The organism is Acinetobacter sp. RIT698 (assembly GCF_009668065.1).
GTDB lineage: Bacteria > Pseudomonadota > Gammaproteobacteria > Pseudomonadales > Moraxellaceae > Acinetobacter > Acinetobacter guillouiae.
This window is the reverse complement of the sequence record NZ_WJYH01000023.1, coordinates 43481-70258: the sequence shown is the minus strand read 5'-3', so window position 1 is coordinate 70258 and position 26778 is coordinate 43481. Positions and strand designations below refer to the sequence as shown.

Genomic DNA, 26778 nt, shown 5'->3' with positions numbered 1-26778 from the left:
TAAACATATGTACCTAAAAATTAAATGCCTCTCTCTAAGTTGCAAGGGTTAAAGGCTTTTTACTAAAACAAGAATTTATTTGCCAAACTTTCTCAATTTTATCATTCGAAATATGGCTCAACTATTTTCTTTTTTATAAAACAAACAACAAGATAATTATGGAGTATAACCATGAATCATAAGATTTTTTTATCTCAACTTTCTCAAGATGAGATATTGAAATTGTCTACTGACGAAATTCAACAGCGTATATTGGCTGAACAAGAATTTATAAATAAACAACCTCATAAGAATTTTTTAGCAGCAACACATGGCTCCAAAACTAAAAATGGTGGGTTAGTTAAAGCAAGCATTAATCAACGAGTGAAAGCAGAAGACCACCTTATTGCCGCAGTAGGGGATGAAGCCATTTATCAAGATGGTTCACGCTCTAAAATCATTTCAGGCGCTGGTGAGGAAGGGAAAATCGAAGGTTTTGAGGTAGCGTTTGTTGGAAGCCGTTTGGAAAATGGTGATGAAATTATCGAAAGTCTACAATCAAGTTTTGTATTCCGTTTATATGCGGATAGAGCAATTCCTGAAGGATTTTTAAATCATGATTAATTTCTAAAGGGGAAAATCATGGCTAAAGGTTTTGCGATAGATCACTCTATGACTGATCATGGTGGAATTATTAGGGCAACTCAAATGAGCGCTTCTCAAATGGGGAGCTTGTTTTTAGTTGCTGGTGATGGGCATTTTTGTCCTAAATGTAAGTGTTGGTCGAAAATTATTAAAAGTCACGATCATATTATTTTTGATGGTAAAGCTGTTGCTTATGTTGGTGATCAACTCACTTGTGGGGCAAAAATTTTACCAAAGCAGGATCATGTTGTGGGGGATAGTCAGGGTTCTAGTTTACGTTCCCTTGCTTCTAATTTTCAGCATACTAACTCTCAACAAAATTTAACTAATAACTTAGTAGTTGGTAGTTATAACATGATCTTTCTTCTTAAAGATGGTCAAAATAAACCTCTAACTAAAATGCCTTACACATATGAAGTTGATGGTATATCTAAAATAGGGACGACTGATGATAAGGGATGCACAGATCCCATACAAACTAATGGTGAAAAAGTTATTAAGGTCTATATTGGCAATAATTTAAATAATGCAAATGATCACGGTAAGGTATTAATTGCAACGGCTAAAAGCAACTTAACATCGAATGCAATAACTGAAGGAAAAACAAATAGATTAAAAAAGCCTTGGAAGATATCAGACACATTACGACAAGCTATGATTAAAGCTGAAGGGGCTATACCAAGAGAATATCCCTCTCCTGAAGGTGGGAATAATACAATTGGAATTGGGCATAAAATTAAAGACTCAGAAATAAAAAGTGGTCGATTTAAAGCTGGTGGTGAATACCCACAACCACTATCAATGGAACAGATGCTTAAACTGAAAGATGAAGATGTTGGTCTAAATGGTGGCAACACTCTCAACCAGATAGTCAATGTTCCTCTGCATCAATATGAAATGGATGCAATTATTGACCTCTGTTTTAATGGAGGAAAAGGTGCATTGTCTGGCACAGCATCAACTTTATACGATGAAAATGGTAATAAACAGCCTGCTGGCACAAATAAGGTTGCATTAGTTGATTTACTAAATAGTGGAAAATATAGTGAAGTACCTAAATATTTAAGAAACCATTTCAATACATCAAACAGGATGTGGTCTCGAGGAGTTCAAAATCGTAGAAATATGGACGCTAGAATGTTTGTAAATGCACAGAATGGCTACATCATGCTCAATGATGCACCAAAAAAGAAATAATTCAGACCTACTTTTTGCGGAAATTTATATGCGTAAAATTAAATTAATTTTTCTATGTATAGCATGCTATTTTACGGCACTTCATGTCTATGCAGAAGAATTACAATACATTAGTGATGGACGAATCCATTATTATTGCAATGATAAAAAATCAAATTTCTATTTTTCTGCTGAACAACAAGGATCATTTTTAAAAGATTTTAAAGAATATAATATTGATGTGGATTCATTATTGATTAGTAAAGAAGATTCCGAGGGAAACATTACACGATTAGGAAGCAAAAAATCTATACACCAATGTGGGGCTATAAAATTAGTTGTTGAAAGTGGCTTCTATAATGCCAATACTCAGGGAATGTTAGGCTTACTAGATTATCCTCTTATGTCTATTTCTATCAATGGCAAAAGAGTATTTGATAAAAATCCTTTAAATTTATGTGCCTCCAGTGGTTCACGCGCGATATGTCCAACTGATTTTTCTGTGCAATCCATTGAGATAATCAAAGTTTCCCGTGATTTATATCAAGTAACATTAACAAAAGCCTTACCTGTGAATAATGGTGATAGTTTTAAGTTAAAAAAAGAAATTCTAAAGTTAAAAGCCAAATAAGATCTTCACTCAATTATCTTATATTCCAAAATCCATGCCTTAATCTTGATTAAGTGGGTTTTATATATGCAAAATAACAGTTTATCCAACTGGTTTATTTAAATAATTTCCACTGAAAAATAGCCCAACCAATAAGGTCTATGTAAGTAACATTATCACAATAAATGCAATATAAAGCATTGATAAAAATAAAATATTACGATTCCATGCCATTCCTAAATTACGGTAATGTAGATCTGCATTTTCCTCAGTATTTGAACTAAGGTATGCGAGAGAAAGCCCGATTAAACTAATACAGGTACAGAGAAAAGCAGCACTTACAAACAAAAGTTCATATAGCGGTCTTTCACAAATATTAGTAAATTTACAAGACTGGCTTGCTATATAAATAGAATAAAAAATGCTTGCCGCAATAATGAAAATATTGAGTATTGCGCAATAGTAAGATGAACGACTAAGTTTTGATGATTCTCTATTGATTTGTTCTGGCTCTTTCATTTTTTTAAGAAGTTTAGATGAGGCTTAGCTATTTTATTACATTTTTAAAGAAAGCGTTCTTTCATAGGCAAGATATTATTTAAAAACCAACATACTAGGCGTTATGTAAAATTAAACTAGCTTGATGAGCAGTTGAACCATATCCACCTCCAAAACTTTCCAATCCTTAAACTCAGGTTCGATCAACAATGTCTGCGAGACAAAACCATAGCAAATTCGTTGTACATTTAGACTCATCTGTTTGAGTTGTTCATGATCCTGAATAAAAGGTTTCAGCATGTTTTGCCACATTTCTACCATCATGGCATAACTTTTTTGATATGTTTCAATACTGGAAATCTGTCGTTCTAACAAGAAAGATTGGGCCCATAAAAATTGTTGTGCTTGAATTTGCTCAAGTTGAAAATGAATGATTTGCTGTAAATAGCTTTGAAAATCTGATTTTGTGGATAAGTCATACACGCTTTGTGCATAACTTTTTAAGACTTCTGCATTGCTTTTTACATGTTGGTGAATGGTTAAAGCAATCAAATCTTCCTTTTTAGAAAAATACTCATAGAACGTCCCTAAACCCACACCAGCAAGATCGGTAATTTCACGAATAGTAATTCTATTGGCTGGATGTTCATGTAAAAGCCGAACAAAACTTTCCATCAGCGCTTCTTGCGTGATACGTGCCCTTGATTGGCGGGGTTTACGACGCACATTGATTGCAGGTAAAGCCATAAAAATAATCCGAACATCCTTGAAGGTATTTTCTTCTATACTGAATGCAATTGGTTAAAACAACAAGACAGGAATTCAGGATGAACACAGCAGAGAATTGGCAAACACATGAAATCAGCAATCAGTTTGACGAACTGCAAAATTATAATTTATTGACTACAGATCAAGTTTTACAAGAAATTTTGCAACGTTATGGCAGTCAGGATCAGCAACGCCTAACTGAGTTTTCAAAGATTGCGGGTTCTACTGAATATTATGAATATGCCGATTTGGCCAATCGACATACTCCTGAATTACATAGTTTTGATGCTCGTGGTCGCCGTAAAGATTTTTTAGAGTTTCATCCTGCATGGCATAAATGGATGCGGCTAAATCGACAATTTGACACACATGCACATCCATTTAATCATCCACAATCAAGTTCAAAATGGGTCGATTGGGCGGCTCGCTTTTTCCTGAGTGGACAAGTCGAGTGTGGCAATCTATGCCCTAATTCTATGACGCTAGGCAGTATTTCCTTAATTCAAAATGAACCTGAATTGTGGGCAAAAGTTGGTGAAAAGCTCTTATCGACTGAATATGATGAGCGTGACATTCCGATTTCTCAGAAAAAATCAATTTGGCTGGGTATGGGGATGACGGAAAAGCAGGGTGGGTCAGATGTGCGCGCCAATGAAACACGGGCTGTTCCTGTAGCTGAGTCAGGACGTGGGCAAGCATATTTACTGACAGGGCATAAATGGTTCTTTTCCGCCCCGATGTGTGATGCACATTTAGTCGTGGCAAAAACTGAACAAGATGGATTGGCCTGCTTTTTTGTACCGCGTTGGCTGGAAGATGGGACAAAGAATCCAGTTCAAGTGCAGCGACTCAAAGATAAAGTGGGTAATCGCAGTAATTCAAGCTCAGAAGTTGAATTTAAAAATGCTTGGGGCATTATGATCGGTGAAGCTGGGCGCGGGATTCCCACGATTATTGAAATGGCAAACTATACACGTTTGACCTGTTCAGTCGGTTCAAGTGCGATGTTACGTCAGGCTTTGGTGCAATGTATTGCCTATACCCGTCAGCGTAAGGCCTTTGGTAAACATTTGGCGGAACAACCGTTGATGCAAGCGGTATTGGCGGATTTAGCCTTGGAAACAGAAGCAGCCATGCAATTGAGTTTTCATCTTGCGCATTGCTATGAGAGTGATGATGAATTATCTCTGGCATGGAGACGAATCATGACACCAGCAGCAAAGTTCTGGGTGTGTAAGCGTACTGTGGAGTTGACGGGTGAGATGATGGAAGTCTTCGGTGGCAATGGTTATGTCGATACAGGAATCATGGCACGTATTTTTAAAGAAGCCCCTGTAAATACTATTTGGGAAGGTTCTGGTAATGTGATGTGTTTGGATGTATTACGTGCAATCCAACGTGACCGTGAATCAATTGAAGTCTTATTTAAATCATTTGCACAAGTTGCAGCTCAAGATTCAATTTTACAAGATGAATTACAAGCTTTATTTAAATTATTTAGTGGCTTACAAACAGATGAATTGCAATTTATGGCACGTAGCTTAGTCAGTCGCTTGGTCGTCTTGGCACAAGCTATCTTACTGAAACAACATGCACCAGATTTTGTTGCGGATGCTTTTATTGCAACACGTTATAGTGCGTTTTATGGACGCGTGGTCGGAATGTTAGATGCACAAACTGTGGATGTAAAACGTTTGTTAGATAGAGCTTTAGCTTAATCCCTTCGAAAACGTAAAAAGCGGCATTATATAAATAATGCCGCTTTTTTAAGCCACTTTTATCAAAGTTCAAGCTTGGGATGTGTAATCGAAATTACTTTTGTTTTTTAAGCTTTTTTTTGAGCTTTTTCAATTTACCTTCGTGTTTGGAGATTTTTTCCAAACGTGCTTTGATTTTCTGCTTTAAAGATTTAACTTGCTTAGACATCATGTTACTCCTTAGTTTGAGTATCCGTTGGCTGATGTTTTTTGATAAAACTACGGATAAATTTTCTTAACTCACGTGCTGCACTGGTATCCATCGTTTCACAGAGTTGTAAAAACTGGTCACGCTCAGCACTGTTAATGCGAATTAAGAGTTGCCCATCTTTTTTATTCACCTTTGTCTTTTTGGGTAATTCAGCCATGACGTATTTATCCCCAAAGGTGATAATCAAAAATGTATATACAATATATATGCATTTTTAAAATTCGGCAAATTTATATTGTTGAAAATATTTAATATTTTTTTATTTTATTGAAAGTTGTTGTAATTTAACTTTTATTTCAGCAAATAAGTTGTTGTTATCGCAGTTTTTATCTTTTAATAAAAATTTGTTTGTGAATGGAAGAATCAACAGTAGATTACAAGCGGATGCATTGCAATTTATGGTACGTCGCTTAGTCCGTCACTAGGTCATCTTGGCAGAGATTATTTTACTGAAATAACATGCACCTGATTTTGTTGCGGATGTTTTTATTAAAACATCTTATAGTGTGTTTTATGGACGAGTGGCTGGAATGATATATGTGCAAGCTGTGGATGTAAAACGATTGCTAGATAGAGTTTTACTGAGTACATCGTGTATGTAGTGAATAAGCTATTTTTAAAAGAAAACCCATTTATTTATAATGGGTTTTCTTTGTTCATTGAACTCAGCATTTCACAGAATTAATTAGATTTAATCAGCTCAACTCTACGATTTAAAGCTTTACCGTCTTCAGTTGAATTATCCGCAATAGGGTGTGTATCTCCCAAGCCTTTGGCTGTTAAACGGCTTTTTTGAATTCCAGTATTATTGGTTAAAGCCTTAACAACAGCATTTGCACGTTGTTCTGAAAGCGTTTGATTATGTTTGATATCACCTGAATTATCTGTATGACCATTAATACTCAATTTGAGTTCAGGATTGTTTTTTAGCAGTTGTATGACTTGTTCAATTTGGGCGTGAGAGTCAGGCAAAATATTCGCTTGATCCGTGGCAAAGTTAACCTCAATATTGACTTTATTGTCCTTATCCAAAGCTGTTTTGAGTTGGTCTGAACTTAATGCTTTTGCTGTAATTTCAACAGGTTTAGTTTCTGCGACGAATAGGCCAGCATGTCCATTCCCTGTCTGTGTCAATTGGAACCAAATATTTTTATTCGCTTGGCGTATCACAAAGGTCTGTGTCGGGTTATTAAAAACATCTCCCAATCCTGCAACATAATCGACTTGGAATTTTTGTGGGATCTTTTCTAATTCTTGTTGAGGAATTTTACTCTGTGTAATTTGTTTGCCACCCAATTGCTGGATTACATTTTCCAAATTACGTTGCAATTCTAAAAAATTTCCTTCTTTATAATTTTCATTTTGTTGAATGGCTGCACTATACAATTGACCTTCAACATTTTCGATATGTTGACCTGTCCAAAATGGTATTTTCTCAAAATTTACGGTTGTTGCTTCGTGAAACTGATAGCCATTTGGCAAAGAAATATATGGAAACTGACCGAGTGTAATATTTGAAATTGGAATCTTGGAGAGATCAAAAGTGTTCTCTGTAGATTCAGTTTTCACAGTTTCAGATGGTACAGAACTCGCACTTGATTCAGTTGTTATGACTTCCGCTTTCTCTGGTTTACTACATGCGATTAAACCAAGTGTAGGAATAACCAATAATAGTAGAAAACTCGATAATTTCTTTTGATTGAACACATGATCCTCCAGTTCTAATTCATTACCCTATATTTTATTGAGCATATTTATATTCAAATTTCTTTAAATACTATAGATAACAATACTCATGAATTACATGAAGTTTTCAATCTGATTTGTAAAATTTTAATTAAATTAAAGATGATCTTCTGATGATTAAAATCAATTTGAGATAAATCTGAAAATTTGCCTTGATGTAATAGGTAAAAAGAGTGCAATAGAAAATAGTCACAAACTTGATCAATACAAATACTTGTATTCTACACAAAAAAGCGTAATATCAGATTCCCACTGATCAAGTGGTATACAGCAAAATAGGTAAAGAAAATGGCAAAGAAAAAAGCAATGCCAGAGGTTGTGATTCACAACTTTGTGGCCAAACACATGCATGAAGTCAACAAAAGCCAAGTGTTTGTAGATCGTAAAAAGAATGCAAAACGTGGTTATGATAAACACAAAAAAGGTCGATATTCTGATGATTATCGGCCTTTTTTGTGGACTACAATTTTTGCTTAAATAATTATAAAAATCTAATAAAAATAAATAATTAAATATTGACTAGACGATTCGATTTCACCATATCAGCCAAACCATGATGTTTAAAGTAATACTCCATCCAGCTCTTGACCATGAGTGGGTTATTCATCGCAATCACTTCTTCTAATAGCTTTTGTGCATCTGTCATTGATACATGACAAATTGCTTTACGCACTCGCAGAATATTACTTGAACTCATCGATAATGTATTGAATCCCATTGCCATAAGTAAGATAGCTGAGAGTGGGTCGCCTGCCATTTCTCCACAAATACTGATCGGTTTTTCATACTTATGACATTCTTGAACCAAACGTGTTAAAGCGCGAAGTACAGAAGGGTGGAAGTGTGAATAAACACTGGATACACGTGGATTATTACGATCAACTGCCAATAAATATTGAATCAAGTCATTTGAACCGACTGAGAAGAAATCGACCAATTCAGCAAATTCACCAATTTGTAAAAGTACACTCGGTACTTCAACCATAATTCCGATTTTTGGTTTGGCGAAGTTAACTTGCTCTTCTTCCTGAACCGCAATCCAGTCACGTTCCAGTAAGTAAAGTGCTTCTTCTACTTCACTGACACTGGTGACCATTGGCAATAAAATATGCAGATTGTTTAACCCGATACTGGCTTTTAACATTGCTCGAATTTGTGAAGAAAAAATTTCAGGGTGATCGAGAGTAAAACGAATGCCACGCCATCCTAAAGCTGAGTTTTCTTCTTCAATTTGGAAATATGGCAGGTCTTTATCCGCACCAATATCAAGTGTACGCATCACCACAGGTTTGTTGGCAAAGTGACTCAGCTGTTGACGATAAATCGCACGCTGTTCTTCTTCGCCCGGGAAACGTTCACGCAGCATAAATGGAATTTCAGAACGATAAAGTCCTACACCTTTTGCACCACGTTGAACTCCACGTACCACATCAATCATTAGACCGGTATTTACATACAGCTTTACTGCAACACCATCAGGGGTAATGGCATCTTTGGTTTCGTATTGCTTTAAATCTTTGGCAATTTGTTCTTCTTCTTTTTGGATCTCTTTATAACGTGTACGTAAACGACGTGGTGGATTGACAAAAACCCGACCTTGATAAGCATCGACAATCATTTCAACGTCATCGAGTGTATTTACCGGCAGCTCAGTAACACCCACCACAGTTGGAATACCGAGTGCACGGGCGACAATCACCATGTGGGAGTTGGCAGCCCCTTCAGAGGTTACAATCGCGGCGATTTTATCTACAGGAAGCTCAACCAAAGCAGCCGTACTAATCTCATCTCCAATTAAAATACTTTCAGAGGTGATCTCTTTATGGCTGGTATCACCTTCTTGTAATGCTGCTAGGATTCGGCGTCCAAGGTCTTTTAAATCAGATACGCGCTCACGTAAATAGTCATCTTCCATTTGTGCAAAAAGCGCAACATGGCGTTCAATCACATTTTTAACTGCACCTTGCGCCCAGCTTCCATCTCGAATAATTTCTTTAATTTCAGCAGGTAGGGCATTTTCATCTAACATACGTAAGAACACGCTAAATAAAGCACGTTCCTCCGCCATGAGTGAATCTTGCATTTTGTCATCAAGCGATTGAATTTCATTGCGTACAGACGCAATGGCTTGATCTAAAAGCTTAAGTTCTTCACTGATATCATCCGCATCACGGTCTGGGACTGAAGCTAAATCTGCAGGAGGGTAAAGGATGATGGCACGACCAAGTGCAATACCGCCGGCACCAGATGAACCTTGGAAGGTCTTGTAGTTAGATGAATTGCTGGGTTTACGGAAAACATCAATATTACCCACTGCATGTGCATGAGCAATTACCCCAGAGAGTTGTGCACACAAGGTCACCAGAAATGATTCTGCTGCCTCGCTAAAATCTTGAGGTTCGGTGTTTTGAACCACCATCACGCCCATCACTTTGCGGCGATACATGACTGGAACACCAAGGAACGAGTTATAGATCTCTTCCCCTGTTTCAGGGAAGTAGGCAAACCGTTCATGTTTAAACGCATTGTCTAAGTTGACAATCTCTTCACGTTGCCCCACTAAACCAACCAAACCCTCGCCAAGTTGTAAGGAAACTGTCCCTACAGATTCTTGGTTTAAGCCTTTGGTTGCCATGAGTACATAACGTTGGTTACGTTCATCTAAAAGGTAAATAGAGCAAACATCAACATGCATGGCTTCGGAAACTTGATTGACCATGATTTCCAAAGAATCATGCAAACTGACTGACGCATTGATCTCTTGTACAATACGTCTTAATGTGTCCAGTTGCATGTTCGACATGGATGTATGCTCCTAATTTAAGCTATGTTTTAAAGCGACTTCATCAGTATTATTTATAACAGTACTACCTTGAAAAATCATTCATATTTTGAAGAAATTTCAGCTGTATATTGCGGCATTCGCATACATAACTCCATCATCGCTTTACGATAAACATCTCGTTTAAAATTCACCACTTGTCCAAGCGGGTACCAGTAACTAACCCATTGCCATTGATCAAACTCCGGCGGGTCAGAGAGATTCAACTGAATATGTTTCGTTGAAGCTGTGAGTTTCAGTAAAAACCATTTTTGCTTTTGTCCAATACAAATCGGATCGGAATCCGAGCGAATGTATCGAAGCGGCAAACGATAATGCAACCAGTCATCTGTCTGGGCAATAATTTGGACATGTTCGGGTAGGAGCCCAACTTCTTCTCGTAGTTCTCTAAATAGAGCTTGCTCAGGAGTCTCTCCAAACTGGATGCCTCCTTGAGGAAATTGCCAAGCATTGTGTCCAATGCGTTTTGCCCATAAAACTTGTCCAATATCGTTTGCCAAAATGATCCCGACGTTGGGTCGGAAACCTTCTGAGTCGATCATTTGGCTACCTAAAATTTGTTAATTTCATTTGACTTTATATATGGGGACATACACTCTTTTGTCCAACTCGATAAAGTCAAAGTAATAATGTTTTAAAATTGCTATGATCTTAACGAATTTCTATCGACTAGCGGTGATAGATTTACAATTTTTTTCTTAAATTTCAGTTTAAACGAGTATTTTCATGGAATTGGCGCTGTTTGACTTAGATCACACCTTATTAAATACAGATTCTGACCATTCTTGGGGAGAGTTCTTAGTCAATGAAGGCTTGGTCGATCCAGTCCGACATCGTGCGATGAATGATCAGTTTTATGAAGACTATAAAGCAGGCAAGCTTGATCCAATTGCTTATAATGAATTTGTCTTTGAGTTTCTTACTCAACACGATAATGATTATTTAACTGAGTTACATCAGTTATTTATGCAAAAAGTGATTCGTCCACAAATGCGTCCAGCTGGTTTTGCCGCGATTCAAAAACATAAAGATTTAGGGCATGCGTTGGTTGGTATTACGGCAACCTCGGATTTTATTACTGCACCTATTTTCCGTGAATTTGGTATCAGCGAAATTATTGCGACCAATGCTGAAATAAAAGATGGGAAGTACACCGGGAAAGTGACCAATATTCCATGTTACCAAAAAGGTAAATTGGCACGTTTGGATCAATGGCTTGATGGTCGTACTGTCACTGAATCATGGGCTTATTCAGATTCTATTAATGACCGTTTTTTATTGGAATATGCTGACCATGCGATTGCGGTAAATCCTGATGATCGTCTTGAGCATCTGGCAAAAGAACAGGGTTGGGATATCCAAGATTGGTCGATTTGAGCTGGGCTGATTATTGTGATTTAAAGCAGTGTTGATCACTGCTTTTTTATGGCTTGATTGGTTTGTCAAGAATAAGAAGTTTTGTAAATATTTTTATAAATGAAGATTTTGTACTTCATTTATAGTGTAAAAATGCTATGTTGATTTGAGCACTTTTAAAACTGACGGAGATTATATAATGAGCCAGACACGTCCAAGAATGACCAATTTATTTGAACAACTCGGCTTGGATTCTAGCGAAGAAGCGATTCAAAGTTTTATTGAAAAGCACCAGTTGGATGCAGATACTCTAATTACAGATGCATCTTATTGGAGTGAGGGACAACGTCAGTTTCTTGCTGAAAAAATTAAATCTGATGGTGAATGGGCATTAGTGGTTGATCAGTTAAACGAGTCTCTACATGAAGACTCGGTAAAGTAAAAAATTGTGCAATGAAGATTTTATAAAGGAATGAAGGGAAAGATAAGTACGATCATCCCTGTGTAACATGTAAAACCCTTATCTTGAGTAACAAGATAAGGGTTTTTTACTGTAGGTATTATTTCATCATCTCAATCAATTCCTGTACAGCTCTAGACTGGGTACGTCCAGGATGCCAAACCATACCCAATTGGCGGTTCATTTCGAAACGAATATCAAGTTGTTGTAAGTCTTGATTTAACAAGGTTTTAGGTAAAACAGACCAGCCTAAACCAATGGAAACCAACATCCGAATAGATTCAAGCGGATTATTGCTCATGGTAATTTTTGGCTTTAAACCTTTCTTTTCAAACTCTGCCAAGGTAATTTGACTGGTATAAGTCTGTGCTGCTGGCAATAAGCTTGGGTATTCGATCAGATCTTCAAGTTTAAGGTTCTTTTTTTGTGCCAAAGGATGAAAGGGTGCAACCACGAATACCAAAGAATCATTCCAAATCGTGATATAACGCAAACGCTCATCACCTTGTGGCGGAAGAGTTAAAAATGCCAGTTCTAAATCCCCAGCAAGCACTTGTTCATGCGCTTGTTCAGAGTCCACAAAATGTACATCTAGTTTGACTTCAGGAAAGTGCTGTACATATTTTTTTAAATGCTGTGGTAAATGGTGTAGGCCAATATGGTGACTGGTGCCAATCTTGAGTTTTCCTCGAACTTCACCTTGCTCATGACTCAGGGTATGGTGAATATCTCCCAATTCATTTAACCAGTTTTTTACTTTAGGTAATAATGAATGCGCTGCATGTGTGGCTTGAACACCACGACCTGCAGACTCAAAAAGTTTGACGCCGAAATATTCTTCTAAGCTATGTATGCGTTTGGTGACAGCTGGCTGAGTAATAAACAGATGTTCTGCTGCCATAGAAATCGAACCAGTTTCCATAACTTTGACAAAGGCTTCAAAAGCAGCGAGATTCATAATATTTCCATCCATAAAGAATTTTTATGCGTAATTCATTATTTAGAAAATTTAAGAATTAATCAAAGTAATTTTCAAATTTTTTTATTTTTAGCAAAGTGATTGGTTCTATTCGTGCTTTGGAAAAATTTTAATACAACTTTTTACTATACAATTTAAGCAAAGCTCATTTATAGTCAGCGCATAAAAACAACAAAAGGAAAGCTATTTGAATCAATCAACAGACACCACTATTCACTATTTTCAACAACATACTAGAAATACCTTCTCTAAAACTTGGCTTCGATTTTTTACCACGATATTGATATTTTCTGCTTTAGGTTTAATCTTTGTATATTTTTTTAATATCTATTTCCCCAGCATTATCATCGCTATTCTCAGTATAATTTGGTTGAAGCTTCGGTTAAATCGCTTAAGAAAAATGCAAGATTTGCAGAGTTTTAAATTTCCAAATCGTATTTGGCTTGCTTTTAAACAAAGACATCCAAATATCAGACAATCTTCTTATCCATTGATTGAAGAAGGTTTTAAAGACTATTTAGCAATTCATTTATGGCGTAGGGGAGCTTATGCAATGCCTTCACACTCAGTAGACGCGTTATGGCATATATTGATTGAAGAATTTGATGACTTTTATCAGTCCATGAGCCAACGTTTTTTAGGCTATGAATTGATTCATAAACCACATGATTTACAAGCAACTGAATCACAGCGAGCTGCTCAAAGACAGCAATTGCTCAATACTTGGCAGGGGGCATGTGCTTTACATGGATTGAATCCACAAAACACGCAGGTCTTACCGCGAATTTTTCAGGTTGATGCCCATGTTCGATGGGAGCGGGGGGTAATTTTTAGCTTACCGTTTATGATGACAATGTATAGCCAAATGATGAGTTCAACTTCAGATCTTCCACAGGCTTCTGCAACATCATCATGTTCTTCTAGCTCATGTTCAGGATCAAGTTCATCCAGTGATTCGAGCCATTCACATAGTACAAGTTCTGATTCATCTTCTTCTTGTAGTAGTTGTAGCAGCTGTGGAGGAGGCGGTGGTGATTAGCACCTCCAGCCACAGAAAATACATCTGATTTAGACTTTAATTTCAGTACTTTCTGCTGCCTTTTGGTCTCGTTTATTCCAGGCCTTTTCATGGAAAAAGAATGCAAATGCTTGTACAGTTGGTTCAAGTAAACTTAATGTCACGGCCATCCAAAAATTACCAGTCACGGCATAAGCAACTAACATCGCTACTGTGATATGCATGATGTAATAACTTAAGGTTTTTTTGAAAACACGTTGATTGCTTTGTAGGAAATTTTGGATACTCGCCATGAGGATCACCACTTATTTAATTCAATAGTTAAATAATAATCATTATCAATTGCAATGTAAAAAGGTTTTTTTGATTAATGTTGATTGGATAAAGCGATATTTTATTCTTGATACCTTGCATCGTGATTGTTGATATAGGATTTATTGACTTCTTTTTAAATAATGGATTTGCTTAATTTATGGTTTAGGACGTACATTTATTTGTCTAAGCTCTATTTTTTCTTGATGATTAAGCCAAGTGCTTTTAAAGTCATTGAAAATATATCATTGATTTAAATACTTTATAAAGGTGATTTAAGGAGCATTTATTTTGATAAGATTAATTCCAAAAAGTTTTTAAATTAATAAAAATGATAAATTAGATTTATGTAAAAACGTGGTTATAATTGAGTGAATGAAAGAATTACCCAGTCCAGTGGAGCATTTCGACATGGCAGGCGAAAACCAAAAAGCAAAAACAGAATCAGTAAAAACTTTGTATGACAAATTGTGGGATGACCATCTTGTAACACAACGTGATGATGGCTCAGCATTACTTTATATCGACCGTCATTTATTGCATGAAGTGACTTCTCCACAAGCATTCGAAGGCCTACAACTTGCTGGGCGTAAACCTTGGCGTTTAAGTGCTAATGTTGCAACACCTGACCATAATGTTCCTACATCAACCAAAGAGCGTTCAGAAGGGATTGCTGGGATTGAAGATGATACTTCTCGTATCCAAGTTCAGACCTTAGACGATAACTGTAAAACCTTTAATGTGGTGCAATTTGACATAAACGATGTGCGTCAAGGTATTGCACATGTCGTTGGGCCAGAACAAGGTTTAACTTTACCGGGTATGACGGTGGTATGTGGTGACTCGCATACAGCGACACATGGCGCATTCGGTTGTTTGGCACACGGGATCGGAACGTCAGAAGTTGAACATGTATTGGCAACACAATGCTTAGTACAGAAGAAAATGAAAAACATGTTGGTGCGTGTTGACGGAACATTAGGTCAAGGCGTTACCCCAAAAGACGTGGTTTTGGCAATTATTGGTAAAATCGGAACGGCTGGCGGTACAGGGCACGCGATTGAATTTGGTGGTCAGGTATTCCGTGATATGTCGATTGAAGGGCGTATGACCGTGTGCAATATGGCAATCGAAGGCGGTGCGCGTGTTGGTATGGTTGCTGTCGATGACAAAACGATTGAATATGTTAAAGATCGTCCTTATGCACCAACAGGCCAACAGTGGGATGCGGCAGTCGCGTATTGGAATACTTTACATTCTGATGAAAATGCACATTTTGATACGATCGTGGTTTTAAATGGTGAAGAAATTGAACCACAAGTGTCTTGGGGCACTTCTCCTGAGATGGTGATTCCTGTCTCTCAAGCAGTTCCAACTTTGGAACAGGCCAAAGATGATGTACAGCGTAATGACTGGACCCGTGCGTATCAATATATGGGTTTAAATGCAGGTCAGGCATTGGCTGATATTCAATTAGACCGCGTATTCATTGGTTCTTGCACCAACTCACGTATTGAAGATATTCGTGCTGCTGCAGAAGTGGCAAAAGGTAAAAAAGTAGCGTCTAGTATTAAACAGGCCATGGTTGTTCCAGGCTCTGGTTTAGTGAAACAACAAGCGGAAGCGGAAGGTTTAGATAAAATTTTGATCGAAGCTGGTTTTGAGTGGCGTGAACCAGGTTGTTCAATGTGTTTGGCGATGAATGCTGATAAGTTACAACCGGGTGAACATTGTGCATCGACTTCAAATCGTAACTTTGAAGGCCGTCAGGGCAATGGTGGACGTACTCACCTTGTCAGTCCAGCAATGGCCGCTGCGGCAGCAATTGCAGGTCACTTTGTTGATGTACGTTCATTCTAATCAGGCTTAAGGAGCAAAGACATGAAAGCTTATACCGTTGAACAGGGTATTGTTGCACCTTTAGACCGTGCCAATGTAGATACCGACTTAATCATTCCAAAACAGTTTTTAAAATCAATTAAACGTACCGGTTTTGGGGATAACTTATTTGATGAATTACGTTATTTAGATGAAGGTTATCCGGGACAGGACAATTCTAAACGTCCGAAGAATCCTGATTTTATTTTGAATCAGCCACGTTACCAAGCGGCATCTGTATTAATTTCTCGTGCCAATTTTGGTTGCGGTTCAAGTCGTGAACATGCGCCTTGGGCATTGGAAGAGTATGGTTTTCGTACTGTGATTGCACCAAGCTACGCAGACATCTTTTTCAATAACAGTTTTAAAAATGGCATGTTGCCAGTGATTTTGCCTGAATCTGTTGTGGATCAATTATTTAAAGAATGTGCTGCTCAGGAAGGCTATCAATTAACCATTGATTTAGAAGCTCAAGAAGTCCGTACACCAAGTGGTGAAGCTTTTAAATTTGAAGTAGATCCATTTCGTAAACACTGTTTATTGAATGGCTTGGATGATATTGGTTTGACTTTACAAGCTGCGGATGAAATTCGTGCTTATGAAGAAAAAACCAAACAATCACGCCCTTGGGTATTTGCTGAAATTCAAGGTTAATTTTCAGCGAACATTTTACACATAGCGTGAATGCCTAACTCTTGCTAACATGCGAGTATAACAAAATGAATGTTGACTCAGTGAAGTGAGGGTTGGGGTTGAGCAATGACTAAGTTTTTGAGTTGCAGTGTTTTAATCGGTTTAACAAGCTTTATGCTTAGTGCATGTCAATCCACTCAAATGGTTGATTTAATGCGTATCAAGCAAGCTGAAAATAAACATGTCAGCCAAAATTCGGTTTCTGTCTATTGTTCAGGTGCAGAGCATTGTGAATTTGCGCGCTTAAATGATGTGATTATCATGGATGAACGTGCACAACGTGCCAATCGTAGCGCCATTCAAAAGGGTTATCTCAAATTAACGGGTGAGCCTTTAGATCAAAATGGTGTTTATTTAACGATTCCACCTCAGCAATATGAGATGGTGATTCGATTCTATCCAATCACTAAACAGCATGCTGAAGTTTTCCATGTTATTCATGATTTTAAAGCAAATCAAAAATACACATTTAAGATGTATCGCTTAAGGTCACAGGGTTCAGGAAGTTTACTGAATGTTTCTTCACCGACACCGTTATGTGTCGATATGATTCAAGAAAAACGGACAATTCGCCGTTTTTGTCGCCCGCATAATGCGGTGACTGGCGTGAGCGAATTTGTTGAACAGAAGATTTAATCTCACATCAGTATAGATACTGAACAATAAATGGAACTACAAATGTCTAAACAAATTTTGATTTTGGCAGGTGATGGTATCGGTCCTGAGATCGTTGCTGCTGCTGAAAAAGTACTGACACGTGTCAATGATAAATTTAATTTAGGTTTAACATGGGAACAGGGTTTGTTAGGGGGTGCAGCAATTGATGCACATGGCGAACCTTATCCAACTGTAACAGCGGAACAAGCGAAAAAAGCAGATGCAATCTTACTGGGTGCTGTAGGCGGTCCAAAATGGGATAATATTGAACGTTCAATTCGTCCAGAACGTGGCTTATTGAAAATTCGTAGTGAATTAAATCTATTTGCTAACTTACGCCCTGCAATCCTTTATCCGCAATTGGCGGATGCATCTAGTCTTAAACCAGAGATAGTTTCGGGTTTAGATATCCTTATTGTTCGCGAATTGACGGGTGGCATCTACTTTGGTCAACCACGTGGTATTCGTGAACTCGAAAATGGTGAGAAGCAAGGTTATAACACTGACGTTTATTCAGAGTCTGAAATTAAACGTATCGCAAAAGTTGCTTTTGAAATGGCAAACTTACGCGGTGGTAAAGTTTGTTCAGTGGATAAAGCCAACGTGCTTGAAGTGACTGAGCTTTGGAAGCAAACAGTGACTGCACTTAAAGAACAACAATATCCAAATATTCAACTTTCACATATGTACGTCGATAATGCAGCAATGCAATTGGTTCGTGCGCCAAAACAGTTTGATGTGATTGTGACAGGGAACTTGTTTGGTGACATTCTTTCCGATGAAGCAGCAATGCTAACCGGCTCTATTGGTATGCTTCCATCTGCCTCTTTAGATGAGAATGGCAAAGGTATGTATGAACCTTGTCATGGTTCTGCTCCTGACATTGCTGGCCAAAACGTTGCTAATCCACTTGCAACCATTCTTTCTGTGGCAATGATGCTACGCTACACCTTCCGTGAAGAAGTGGCTGCAAAAGCCATTGAGGATGCTGTAGGGCAAGTTTTAGACCAAGGTTTGCGTACTGGCGATATTATGTCTGATGGTATGCGTAAAGTTGGTACGGCTGAAATGGGTGAGGCTGTCGTTGCAGCGATTGCTTAAATACCTGTTTTAAATGGTTGGTAATAAAAAACACAGCTTAAGCTGTGTTTTTTATTGTTAAATTTTAGCTTTTGATAAGTTTTGATAAAAGTCTATTCATATTCTCGCCATTATAGTGATGGGTATTAGATTCACTTTAAAACAGCTAACAGGCTCGACCTAAATACTCAACAGATTCAGCAACACCATCTTTTAATTGAAAAGTGACTTTACAATTAAAATTAATGTCATAGCTTGGCGTGCCTGTCGTATCATAACGAATCACTGGCAGACCCATTGCATTAGGGCCTACAGTCGCATTGCCTCCTGCCATGGGGATATTGATTGGTCTAAGGATGGTATAGCTTAAGGTGCTATTACTGGTTTGGATTTTATCGCTTACCTGATACCCCATTGCCTTAAAATTTAAATTGCTTTGAATTTCAGTACTGGTTTTACCAATGAATTGCTGTAAATATTGATCTAAATTTGCTGGTCGGGTGTTTAAGCTTTTACATCCAACAAGTGCAATAGATGCCAATAAAAACATACATACATGTATTTTCATAAGCTTCACCTGATCCATAGTTAACTTAATTTAGAAATGATCTCTATTTAGTATAATAAATATACATGCATATGTATCTAGATCATTTGCTGGGCAAACCAAGTGGTATAGATTTTACTAAAAAGAGTTAAACAGACAGAACTGGTGAAGCTGTGAAAAGATCAGTTGTATTAAAATTTAGAACAAATTAGTGCTATCAACTTTGAAGTAAATGGATTACAAGTGATAAATAGGTATATGAAACAGATTTTAATGTGTCAGATGTATAGTTGCCAGACGATAAAAGATCGTAAGCAGGAGGATAAATCTTGTGGATAATGAAAAAGCCACCTAAAAGTGGCTTTTGCTTACACTAAAACTTAGCGTGCACGATATGTAATACGACCTTTTGTTAAGTCATATGGTGTCATTTCAACTTTTACATTATCGCCTGTTAAAATACGAATATAGTGTTTACGCATTTTACCAGAAATGTGAGCAATCACTTCGTGACCGTTTTCTAAACGCACACGGAACATAGTATTAGGAAGCGTTTCGGTGACAACGCCTTCGAACTCGATAAGTTCCTCTTTATTGGCCATAGCCTACCTGATGATCAAATTGGAAAGGCGCAAATTATAGGCAATTTTTTGCAGAAAGACAAGAATATTCGGCATTACAAGGCGGTAGATGACTTGAAAATAAGCGAACATATTGTTAAACAATTTCTACAAAAAAAAGCGGATAAATATTGTCAGTTTGGTCAATCGACTGTAATCTAAATTAAATGTTTTAAGTATAAATGAATAACATACAAGGAAGGGCACTGCGTGAGTCAGCTAACTGATGCTTCGGTTGTTTTACGATTAGGCTATCAAGCGATCCGTCGTGCAGGATTGCCGACAGAAGAAATATTATCAAAGGCTGGGGTAGCATTGGGTCAGGTCGACCAAAATGCTCGAACACCGTTGAATGCACAATTTGCATTTTGGGTCGCTGCGGAGGAAGTCAGTAATGATCCAGATATTGGTTTACATCTCGGAGAGCACTTGCCACTGTATCGTGGGCAAGTCATCGAACACCTGTTTATTTCAAGTGAAAATTTTGGCGAAGGCTTAAAGCGTGCTTTGGCTTATCAACGTTTAATTAGCGATGCATTTCATGCCAAATTGATCATTGATGATGACGGGCGTTGTTATTTAACCAATGGTGAGCAGCCTTGGGGTGAGAACATCGTCAATCGTCATTTTTCAGAATGTGCTATTTCAGGGATTTTACGCTTCTTTAAATTTATTACTGAAGGACGATTTGAGCCGATTTACATCGATTTTAATTTTGCCAATGGCGCTTCTGATGGTGAGTATTATCGTGTTTATGGTTGTCCTGTCAGTTTAGGGCAAAAAGAGACACGTCTTTATTTTGATCCTTCAATTTTAGAATATCCATTGTGGCAAGCAGAGCCTGAGTTATTGCAATTGCATGAACAACTTGCAATTGAAAAACTGCAAGAGCTTGCACGTTATGATTTGGTGGGTGAAGTACGCCGTGCCATAGGCTCCACTTTGGAAAGTGGTGAAACAACCCTTGAAACTGTTGCTGCACAACTCAGCATTACCCCACGTCGTTTACGTACACAGCTTTCGGAAGCCAATACCAGTTTTCAGCAAATTCTTTCAGATTATCGTTGTCGCTTAGCCAAGAAATTATTGGCCAATACCACTGAAAGTGTTGAACGTATTGTTTATTTGACTGGATTCTCTGAGCCAAGTACTTTTTACCGTGCATTTAAACGCTGGACCAATGAAACGCCTGTGGAATATAGAAAGCGTAAGCAGCGTTAAATTTTTATCTACTCTCAGGAGTGTTCTCGTGAGAGTAGTTTTATGATGATAATTAGTTGCTTCGTGTGATTGAAACTCCACCATCTGCTAAAAGCATACTTCCAGTGATAAAGCTAGCCTCATTACTCGCTAAAAATAAGACTGCTTGTGCAATTTCTTCAGGTTGTGCAAGTCGTTTTAATGCATGTAAATTTTGAACAAAAGCTAAACTTTCTGGTGTGGATGTTGCCTTTTGCCCCATGGGGGTATCTGTTCCACCTGGAAGTAATGCATTTATACGAATACCAAATTTACTGTATTCAGCTGCCATAACTTTTGTTAGACCAATCAAACCCGCTTTACTTGATGCATATGCTGCCATTTGAGGAAATCCAATATGATGACCTACAAATGATGATGTAAAAATAATCGAACCACTTTGTTGTTTGAGCATTACCTTCAATTGTTCCCGTGCAGACTGGAAAGAAGATGTTAAGTTATGTTGAATAACATCATTCCAGTTCTGATCAGTTGTTTCATGTGTCAATTGGTATTCACCAACAATTCCAGCATTATTGAAGGCAATATCTAAACGGTCATAGAGATGAAGCGCTAATGCAATTGCTTTTAGCATAGTCTGAGGATTTAAAATATCGCCAGCAATATAATGTGCGACTTGTCCATTGGCATTCAGTTCATTGCAAAGCTGTTTTAGAATGGTTTCTCTGCGGGCGATCAGAATAACTTTCGCACCTTCTTGCACGAAAAGTTGACTTGTTTTATAACCAATACCAGAACTTGCACCCGTAATAATGGCAACTTTGCCATCTAATCGATTCATGTTTGTATCTCCAACATTTGTGAAGATACTTTGATTTAATCATGATGAGGGAGCAATCTGATTCTTGCTAACTTTAGATGGATTCAATAGGTATTACTCAGGCATATTTAACCAATGTGGCCCTAACGGTGGTTGAGGCAATTCAAATTGTTCTGGGTAATCTGCATGAATAAAATAAAGCCCATCTGGTGGTGCAGTGATTCCTGCCGCTTTACGATCTTGTGCCGCAAAAATTTCATCAATATGATCAACTTCATATAAACCTTGACCAATCTCAAGTAAGCAACCCATGATGTTACGTACCATGTGGTGTAAGAAGCCATCTGCTTGGATATCGAGAACTAGATAGTTGCCATGACGAATTAAGCGACAATGTTTGACATGACGTACAGGCTGATTGGACTGACATGCCGCAGCGCGGAAGCTTTCAAAATTATGCGTACCTTGAAATTTTTGCGCCGCTTCAATCATTTTATCCACATCGAGTGGATAATAGGCATGTGTCACTTGTTTATGTAACAAGGCAGGGCGGTTTGCCGATTGATAGACCACATAACGATAACGACGAGCCTTTGCCTTAAAGCGTGCATGGAAATCGTTATCCATTTCTTTAATCCATTGGATTGAAATGTCTTTGGGCAATTGACTATTTGAACCCATTAACCAACCACGTATAGGGCGAATCGCATTGGTGTCGAAGTGGGCCACCATATTGGTCGCATGGACACCCGCGTCAGTACGACCTGCGCCATGTAAAATAATGGGCTCGTCGGCAATTTTACTGAGCACCTTTTCCATGGTTTCCTGAATACTACGTACGCCAGGCTGTTGAGTTTGCCAACCTTTATATCGCATGCCACAAAACTCAATACCAATTGCAAAACGTTGCATAAATACCTCTATTCAGGATGATCATACCAATGGTCATGCCATTGTTCCGAAGAGGGGTATTGTAAATAAATTTTAACAATTTTGGCATAAAGATCTGCTTGGCTCAGTGCATCACTGACTAAAATTTTTGAATCTTTGATCCATTGGCTAATCGCATAGCGTTGATCCATGCCGCCTAGAGGCACTTGAGTCGATAAAATGATTTGGCAGCCATTTTCCTGCAAGCTTTTAATTTTTTGGATAATGCCCGCATTTACGGCTAAATTACCTACCCCATAAGCTTGAATGATCAAGAAATGCGGAGCATGTTTGGAGAAAATTTCCAGATTACGTTCAAACTGTAATATTTCAGTCGGCACCATCATCCAATTGACGATATTGAGCGATTTGGCTTTTTCGATATGTGAAAGTTGTACCTGAATGACGGAATGATCTACCGCTATTTGTTGTTCGGCTTTGAGTCCTTTAAACGCATCTAAAGCAGTGCTATGAGCTTTTAATGTGGTTCTTGCATGAATCACTTGATGGTAGAAAGCCAAATACACGCCTACAGGAAGTCGAGTGACGGCATCGAGTGCGGTATTTAAATTATCCAGCGCATCGGTGAATTCTCGAGTATTGTCCCCTTGAATATTGAGCAGTGGATATTGGCTTCCAGTAAGGACGACATGACAGGACTCAGCTAAAAAGCGTGATAAGGTCGCCGCAGCATAACTGAGCGTATCTGTACCATGAATAATGACAAAGTGTTGGAAATTTTGGAGTTGTAGGCTTTGTATTTGTTGAATCAGCATAAGCCAGTCAATGGCTGTACATGCACTACTGTCTTTGATACTGGGCGCCTTAAAGCACTCAATTTTAAACTGAGGTGCTAAGACCTTTTTGAGTTGTGGAATAAACTCAGCATCAGGCATCGGCGCTAAAGGCTCGCCAATACAGCCAAAAGTTCCACCCATGTAAATTAAAGCAATTTTTTTGTTCATAATAAAAAAGCAGCCATTCATGACTGCTTTATCTTAAGACGAATAGATTTAAGAAGCTATTTGATTGAGTAAATTTTGTGATTGTTGGCGTTGTTCAGCGGTATACGCTGCTTCATTTTGTGAGAGTAGCTCACGAACGGAAGCATATGCACCCAAATTTAGATATTGTTGAGCAAGGTCTAAATTTAATTGAATTTCATTCACTTGAGCCAGCTCAGGGAATGAATGGAGTAATGGGTCATTTGCATCTATGGCCAGACTGGTTTCAGCTTCACTAGGCGTTTCAAGGCCAAGTGTTGCTGTGCTATGCACTTGCTCAACTGTTTCAGGTTTTGGATCTAGATCAAAACTAAAAGTCGGCTGTGTCTCTGGTTCAGTAGGCGTGAGTTTAAATTCAAAATCACGTACTGGTGTGCTTTCTTCAGTAGCTACTGGTGTAATCGGTTCAGCAAAATCGAGTTTGAATTCTGGTGCGATCTCAACTTCTGCTGCTTTTTCAACTGGAACTGCTGCAGGTTCATTTGCTGTAAACGTGAACTCTAGTGGTTGAACAGTTTCAGTTTTAATTTCTGGGGCAGGAGGAACTACTTCAAAAGAAAGCTCAGGTGTTGTTGTTGGCGCTTTTTCAGGTGCAGGATCTAAATTAAATTCTAACGGCTGAACAGGTTGTTGCGGTGTCTCAACTTTCTGCTCAACAAGCGTTGAATGATCGAATTCTAGCGCATCGACTTGTGCCAGATTTTGCGTTTCGGTTTTAGATACAGCGGGTTGTGAAATTGTTTCTGTATTTCCAATCAAGGCATCAAAGGCAGCTGTATTTTTGCTTTCTGGCACGACAGGGCTTGATGGCTCAAAAGCAATCGATTCAACTGGGTGATCAGCTTGATTGGCTTTTCGTCGTTCTTCGGCTTGAATGACGATTTCGTCTAAGCCCAATGAACGAATATGATTAATCAACTGATTCACTGCAAATTCATCTTTTTGTGCCAGATGCACATCTAAAAGATAAAGATAAAGTTCATGTTGAGCATTGTCTTGGTTTAAAACTTGATTGATTTTTGCTTCAGCAGAAAAATAGTTTTTCTCAGCAATCAGCTTTTCAATATTGCTTTTTAATTCAGGGCTTAATGGTTTTGTTGCTTGTTTAACAATAACTTCATCTTCAACAACAGTGGTCTGTTGTTTTTTTGAGGTACGCGCAGTACGTGCAACATTTTTCTTTGAAGTCTTTTTATTGTTACTTTTTTTGTTATTGGTACTGGCACTCTCTTTATTGGCATCCTCTCGTTTTTTGAGCACGATCGCCACGACCAAGAGTAGAACAAATGGAATCACATACAACAACATTTTATTTCCCCTTCATTGAGCACAATGAATCAATATTTTGAATATCCTAACTATTTGGTTTTTTTGCATTCTGCTGTTGTAATTGCTGTTGCAATTGAGCGAGCTGAGCATTTAATAATTGAATTCGCTGATTCTTTTGTTGTAAACCTGCTGCAAGTTGGTTCACATTCTTCTGTAATTTAACCGTTTTTTCACGAGATGTCATAACTTTTGTAGATAATTCAGTAGTGGTCTGATTCAACTGTGTATTTTGCTTTCCTTGACTCTGAGCAGCGGGTTGATCATTGTCTGCGACTAAACTCATTTCTGCTTGATCTAAGCGATATTTGGCAGAACCCGATTGCTTTTTGGCAATTTCAGGTGCAGCCGTTGCAACTTTATTTTTGCTTTGTGGTATTTGACGATAGCTGGCTGCTAGATTGAGTGCAGCGCCACGACGAATACGGTTTACATCACCTTGAATAAACGCATTGGCATTATTTGCTTTAATTTGTCTCATCACTTCTGGAATGCTTTGATTGGTTTCTGCTGCAATCCGAGATGCAATTTTCCACAGTGATTCATTGGCCTGAACAATATGTTTAGGTTGTTTATCTAATGCTTTATTGGCTTTTTCCTGTTTAAGCACTTTTTGTGACTCTGCTTTCGATTTCTCTACACGAGACTCATTCGATTTTGCTTGCTTGGTCTCAGCTTTGGAATCTTTTGGCTTTTGTGATTCTGCTTTTTGCTCGTCTAATTTAGCGGGTGGGGTCTGAGCTTTTGCAGATTGCACTGGTGCTTTTTCGGCTGGTGGCTGAGGCACTTGTTGTACAGTTACCGCCGTTGTTTGTGGCGTATTCTGAGCACTGCTTTGATGATTGCTTTGAAGATGGTTTGGAGTATTGGTTGTAGCTGCAGGTGGTGTGGTTGTCGCAACTGTAGTTGTTTTTTGTTCTGTTTTGAGTGCTGGTGGTGCAATCACATTAATTGCTAAAGTACCAGCTGAATCCGTTGTCGTCGTTGCTTTGGTCGCCATAGCTGGTGGAGTTACGACTTCTGGCGTTGTCACGTGGTATTGCGTGCTGGTTGGTAAATTTAATGCAATATCTTTTTCGCTGACGATGATTTGAGGTGTCAGAGGCTTTTCTTTGACTAAGGCATTGCTCATTGGAGCAGGGACGTTGCTACGCCCACGAGTCAATGGGGCTTTGACTTGCTGAATATGGGTCGCACTCCCTTCTTTGACTTTTAATAATATATTTAATTCAGATTCAACAATCGGACGAGAAGAGGTAATCACAATCACCCCAGTGCCATCTCCTGAACGACGAGTATAAAAATTTAAATGCCCAGGTGCTTGCGCGGAAATACCAATATTTTGAATATCATCTGCATCGGCTAATCCGACTTCTATTTTTTCATTTGGATTTGCATTACTAAACTTCATTTCAGCATAAAGCAGATCACCAGACCCTGACTGAACTTGGATCGGGTCTATTGTAATCGCACTCACCGCTTGCGACGTCATGATGGCTAAAATGGCAATTTTTAATTTGTTATATACAGTCATCTCTATCCATTGCTCTGACAAAGTTCAAGGCATCCCCATAATACAATATTAGCTGTAGTCTATATGTAAAATATTAACATTAGAGTTACATAAACATAGTTACATAAAAAAGCCGATCAAGATAGATCGGCT

At 38.2% G+C, this 26778-nt stretch carries 26 protein-coding genes and 1 pseudogene; 13 read left to right on the top strand and 14 right to left on the bottom strand.

Going from position 1 to position 26778, the window contains the following annotated elements; all coding sequences use genetic code 11:
• The first annotated feature begins 171 nt into the window (after positions 1-171).
• From GJV03_RS11880 to GJV03_RS11870, 3 genes and pseudogenes are all read left to right on the top strand, one after another.
• Entirely contained in the window at positions 172-603 is a 432-nt protein-coding gene (locus tag GJV03_RS11880; RefSeq protein WP_154130155.1) for a PAAR domain-containing protein, read from the top strand.
• Between the two features lie 18 nt (positions 604-621).
• Positions 622-918: pseudogene (locus GJV03_RS21750) on the top strand (PAAR domain-containing protein); the annotation flags it as partial.
• 931 nt (positions 919-1849) lie between these two features.
• The gene (locus tag GJV03_RS11870; protein WP_151957451.1) at positions 1850-2431 is read left to right on the top strand and encodes a hypothetical protein; all 582 of its coding nucleotides are present in this window, start codon (positions 1850-1852) and stop codon (positions 2429-2431) included.
• A gap of 609 nt (positions 2432-3040) precedes the next feature.
• On the opposite strand, the gene GJV03_RS11865 is transcribed toward GJV03_RS11870, so the two are convergent.
• On the bottom strand, positions 3041-3655 hold the full coding sequence (locus GJV03_RS11865) for a TetR/AcrR family transcriptional regulator (protein WP_151801790.1): 615 nt from the start codon (positions 3653-3655) through the stop codon (positions 3041-3043).
• Between the two features lie 80 nt (positions 3656-3735).
• Here GJV03_RS11865 and GJV03_RS11860 point away from each other — a divergent pair, with 80 nt between their 5' ends.
• Positions 3736-5394 carry an acyl-CoA dehydrogenase family protein gene (locus GJV03_RS11860; RefSeq protein ID WP_154130154.1) on the top strand — a complete coding sequence of 553 codons (1659 nt, stop codon included), beginning with the start codon at positions 3736-3738 and terminating at the stop codon, positions 5392-5394.
• Positions 5395-5606: 212 nt separating this feature from the next.
• Here GJV03_RS11860 and GJV03_RS11855 read toward each other — a convergent pair whose 3' ends face one another.
• Entirely contained in the window at positions 5607-5801 is a 195-nt protein-coding gene (locus tag GJV03_RS11855) for a hypothetical protein (RefSeq protein WP_004718119.1), read from the bottom strand.
• A gap of 524 nt (positions 5802-6325) precedes the next feature.
• Positions 6326-7351, bottom strand: a complete 1026-nt coding sequence (locus tag GJV03_RS11850) for an OmpA family protein (protein WP_354666852.1) — start codon at positions 7349-7351, stop codon at positions 6326-6328.
• 327 nt (positions 7352-7678) lie between these two features.
• On the opposite strand from GJV03_RS11850, the gene GJV03_RS11845 reads away from it, so the two are divergent.
• The gene (locus GJV03_RS11845; protein WP_154130152.1) at positions 7679-7867 is read left to right on the top strand and encodes a hypothetical protein; all 189 of its coding nucleotides are present in this window, start codon (positions 7679-7681) and stop codon (positions 7865-7867) included.
• Between the two features lie 31 nt (positions 7868-7898).
• Here GJV03_RS11845 and ptsP read toward each other — a convergent pair whose 3' ends face one another.
• On the bottom strand, positions 7899-10193 hold the full coding sequence (ptsP, locus tag GJV03_RS11840) for a phosphoenolpyruvate--protein phosphotransferase (RefSeq protein WP_004718112.1): 2295 nt from the start codon (positions 10191-10193) through the stop codon (positions 7899-7901).
• Between the two features lie 77 nt (positions 10194-10270).
• Positions 10271-10774 (bottom strand): RNA pyrophosphohydrolase, encoded by a 504-nt coding sequence (locus GJV03_RS11835; RefSeq protein WP_004718109.1) that lies wholly within the window; start codon positions 10772-10774, stop codon positions 10271-10273.
• A gap of 184 nt (positions 10775-10958) precedes the next feature.
• On the opposite strand from GJV03_RS11835, the gene GJV03_RS11830 reads away from it, so the two are divergent.
• The gene (locus GJV03_RS11830) at positions 10959-11609 is read left to right on the top strand and encodes an HAD family hydrolase (protein ID WP_096732890.1); all 651 of its coding nucleotides are present in this window, start codon (positions 10959-10961) and stop codon (positions 11607-11609) included.
• Between the two features lie 178 nt (positions 11610-11787).
• On the top strand, positions 11788-12030 hold the full coding sequence (locus tag GJV03_RS11825) for a DUF2789 domain-containing protein (protein WP_154130151.1): 243 nt from the start codon (positions 11788-11790) through the stop codon (positions 12028-12030).
• Positions 12031-12148: 118 nt separating this feature from the next.
• Here GJV03_RS11825 and GJV03_RS11820 read toward each other — a convergent pair whose 3' ends face one another.
• On the bottom strand, positions 12149-13006 hold the full coding sequence (locus tag GJV03_RS11820) for a LysR family transcriptional regulator (RefSeq protein WP_154130150.1): 858 nt from the start codon (positions 13004-13006) through the stop codon (positions 12149-12151).
• A gap of 421 nt (positions 13007-13427) precedes the next feature.
• Here GJV03_RS11820 and GJV03_RS11815 point away from each other — a divergent pair, with 421 nt between their 5' ends.
• Positions 13428-14066: a hypothetical protein gene (locus GJV03_RS11815; protein ID WP_154130149.1), complete on the top strand. Its 639-nt coding sequence runs from the start codon at positions 13428-13430 to the stop codon at positions 14064-14066.
• Positions 14067-14095: 29 nt separating this feature from the next.
• On the opposite strand, the gene GJV03_RS11810 is transcribed toward GJV03_RS11815, so the two are convergent.
• Positions 14096-14344 carry a DUF2061 domain-containing protein gene (locus GJV03_RS11810; RefSeq protein ID WP_171287934.1) on the bottom strand — a complete coding sequence of 83 codons (249 nt, stop codon included), beginning with the start codon at positions 14342-14344 and terminating at the stop codon, positions 14096-14098.
• A gap of 424 nt (positions 14345-14768) precedes the next feature.
• On the opposite strand from GJV03_RS11810, the gene leuC reads away from it, so the two are divergent.
• The 4 genes from leuC (at position 14769) to leuB (ending at position 18686) form a co-directional block, all read left to right on the top strand.
• Positions 14769-16217, top strand: a complete 1449-nt coding sequence (gene leuC / locus GJV03_RS11805; protein WP_004718099.1) for a 3-isopropylmalate dehydratase large subunit — start codon at positions 14769-14771, stop codon at positions 16215-16217.
• Between the two features lie 21 nt (positions 16218-16238).
• Positions 16239-16889, top strand: coding sequence for a 3-isopropylmalate dehydratase small subunit (gene leuD, locus GJV03_RS11800; RefSeq protein WP_004718096.1), 651 nt, complete (start codon positions 16239-16241; stop codon positions 16887-16889).
• Between the two features lie 105 nt (positions 16890-16994).
• Positions 16995-17564, top strand: coding sequence for a hypothetical protein (locus GJV03_RS11795; protein ID WP_004718093.1), 570 nt, complete (start codon positions 16995-16997; stop codon positions 17562-17564).
• Between the two features lie 42 nt (positions 17565-17606).
• Positions 17607-18686 carry a 3-isopropylmalate dehydrogenase gene (gene leuB / locus GJV03_RS11790; protein ID WP_151957443.1) on the top strand — a complete coding sequence of 360 codons (1080 nt, stop codon included), beginning with the start codon at positions 17607-17609 and terminating at the stop codon, positions 18684-18686.
• 145 nt (positions 18687-18831) lie between these two features.
• Here leuB and GJV03_RS11785 read toward each other — a convergent pair whose 3' ends face one another.
• Positions 18832-19233 (bottom strand): hypothetical protein, encoded by a 402-nt coding sequence (locus GJV03_RS11785; protein WP_105713978.1) that lies wholly within the window; start codon positions 19231-19233, stop codon positions 18832-18834.
• A gap of 359 nt (positions 19234-19592) precedes the next feature.
• The gene (gene infA / locus GJV03_RS11780) at positions 19593-19814 is read right to left on the bottom strand and encodes a translation initiation factor IF-1 (RefSeq protein ID WP_004718087.1); all 222 of its coding nucleotides are present in this window, start codon (positions 19812-19814) and stop codon (positions 19593-19595) included.
• 228 nt (positions 19815-20042) lie between these two features.
• Here infA and GJV03_RS11775 point away from each other — a divergent pair, with 228 nt between their 5' ends.
• Complete coding sequence (locus tag GJV03_RS11775) at positions 20043-21053, top strand: AraC family transcriptional regulator (protein ID WP_004718084.1); 1011 nt, start codon at positions 20043-20045, stop codon at positions 21051-21053.
• Between the two features lie 52 nt (positions 21054-21105).
• Here the strand turns inward: GJV03_RS11775 and GJV03_RS11770 are convergent, their stop codons facing one another.
• The 5 genes from GJV03_RS11770 to GJV03_RS11750 form a co-directional block, all read right to left on the bottom strand.
• The gene (locus tag GJV03_RS11770) at positions 21106-21873 is read right to left on the bottom strand and encodes an SDR family oxidoreductase (RefSeq protein WP_154130148.1); all 768 of its coding nucleotides are present in this window, start codon (positions 21871-21873) and stop codon (positions 21106-21108) included.
• Between the two features lie 93 nt (positions 21874-21966).
• Complete coding sequence (gene truA, locus GJV03_RS11765) at positions 21967-22764, bottom strand: tRNA pseudouridine(38-40) synthase TruA (protein ID WP_004718082.1); 798 nt, start codon at positions 22762-22764, stop codon at positions 21967-21969.
• An 8-nt stretch (positions 22765-22772) separates the two neighbouring features.
• On the bottom strand, positions 22773-23747 hold the full coding sequence (locus GJV03_RS11760) for an asparaginase domain-containing protein (protein ID WP_151957441.1): 975 nt from the start codon (positions 23745-23747) through the stop codon (positions 22773-22775).
• A gap of 48 nt (positions 23748-23795) precedes the next feature.
• Positions 23796-25094, bottom strand: a complete 1299-nt coding sequence (locus tag GJV03_RS11755; protein ID WP_151957440.1) for a hypothetical protein — start codon at positions 25092-25094, stop codon at positions 23796-23798.
• Positions 25095-25140: 46 nt separating this feature from the next.
• On the bottom strand, positions 25141-26646 hold the full coding sequence (locus tag GJV03_RS11750) for a hypothetical protein (protein ID WP_151957439.1): 1506 nt from the start codon (positions 26644-26646) through the stop codon (positions 25141-25143).
• Positions 26647-26778 lie beyond the last annotated feature (132 nt).

Excerpts from the sequence above, each read along its gene's own strand:
- GJV03_RS11755 (WP_151957440.1), bottom strand. The coding sequence starts at position 25,094 with ATGTTGTTGTATGTGATTCCATTTGTTCTACTCTTGGTCGTGGCGATC.
- GJV03_RS11815 (WP_154130149.1), top strand. The coding sequence starts at position 13,428 with ATGCAAGATTTGCAGAGTTTTAAATTTCCAAATCGTATTTGGCTTGCT.
- GJV03_RS11770 (WP_154130148.1), bottom strand. The coding sequence starts at position 21,873 with ATGAATCGATTAGATGGCAAAGTTGCCATTATTACGGGTGCAAGTTCT.
- GJV03_RS11845 (WP_154130152.1), top strand. The coding sequence starts at position 7,679 with ATGGCAAAGAAAAAAGCAATGCCAGAGGTTGTGATTCACAACTTTGTG.
- infA (WP_004718087.1), bottom strand. The coding sequence starts at position 19,814 with ATGGCCAATAAAGAGGAACTTATCGAGTTCGAAGGCGTTGTCACCGAA.
- GJV03_RS11760 (WP_151957441.1), bottom strand. The coding sequence starts at position 23,747 with ATGAACAAAAAAATTGCTTTAATTTACATGGGTGGAACTTTTGGCTGT.
- leuC (WP_004718099.1), top strand. The coding sequence starts at position 14,769 with ATGGCAGGCGAAAACCAAAAAGCAAAAACAGAATCAGTAAAAACTTTG.
- GJV03_RS11835 (WP_004718109.1), bottom strand. The coding sequence starts at position 10,774 with ATGATCGACTCAGAAGGTTTCCGACCCAACGTCGGGATCATTTTGGCA.
- GJV03_RS11880 (WP_154130155.1), top strand. The coding sequence starts at position 172 with ATGAATCATAAGATTTTTTTATCTCAACTTTCTCAAGATGAGATATTG.
- GJV03_RS11865 (WP_151801790.1), bottom strand. The coding sequence starts at position 3,655 with ATGGCTTTACCTGCAATCAATGTGCGTCGTAAACCCCGCCAATCAAGG.
- GJV03_RS11870 (WP_151957451.1), top strand. The coding sequence starts at position 1,850 with ATGCGTAAAATTAAATTAATTTTTCTATGTATAGCATGCTATTTTACG.
- leuD (WP_004718096.1), top strand. The coding sequence starts at position 16,239 with ATGAAAGCTTATACCGTTGAACAGGGTATTGTTGCACCTTTAGACCGT.
- GJV03_RS11785 (WP_105713978.1), bottom strand. The coding sequence starts at position 19,233 with ATGAAAATACATGTATGTATGTTTTTATTGGCATCTATTGCACTTGTT.
- GJV03_RS11860 (WP_154130154.1), top strand. The coding sequence starts at position 3,736 with ATGAACACAGCAGAGAATTGGCAAACACATGAAATCAGCAATCAGTTT.
- GJV03_RS11820 (WP_154130150.1), bottom strand. The coding sequence starts at position 13,006 with ATGAATCTCGCTGCTTTTGAAGCCTTTGTCAAAGTTATGGAAACTGGT.
- GJV03_RS11795 (WP_004718093.1), top strand. The coding sequence starts at position 16,995 with ATGACTAAGTTTTTGAGTTGCAGTGTTTTAATCGGTTTAACAAGCTTT.
- ptsP (WP_004718112.1), bottom strand. The coding sequence starts at position 10,193 with ATGTCGAACATGCAACTGGACACATTAAGACGTATTGTACAAGAGATC.
- GJV03_RS11750 (WP_151957439.1), bottom strand. The coding sequence starts at position 26,646 with ATGACTGTATATAACAAATTAAAAATTGCCATTTTAGCCATCATGACG.
- leuB (WP_151957443.1), top strand. The coding sequence starts at position 17,607 with ATGTCTAAACAAATTTTGATTTTGGCAGGTGATGGTATCGGTCCTGAG.
- GJV03_RS11825 (WP_154130151.1), top strand. The coding sequence starts at position 11,788 with ATGAGCCAGACACGTCCAAGAATGACCAATTTATTTGAACAACTCGGC.
- GJV03_RS11855 (WP_004718119.1), bottom strand. The coding sequence starts at position 5,801 with ATGGCTGAATTACCCAAAAAGACAAAGGTGAATAAAAAAGATGGGCAA.
- truA (WP_004718082.1), bottom strand. The coding sequence starts at position 22,764 with ATGCAACGTTTTGCAATTGGTATTGAGTTTTGTGGCATGCGATATAAA.
- GJV03_RS11830 (WP_096732890.1), top strand. The coding sequence starts at position 10,959 with ATGGAATTGGCGCTGTTTGACTTAGATCACACCTTATTAAATACAGAT.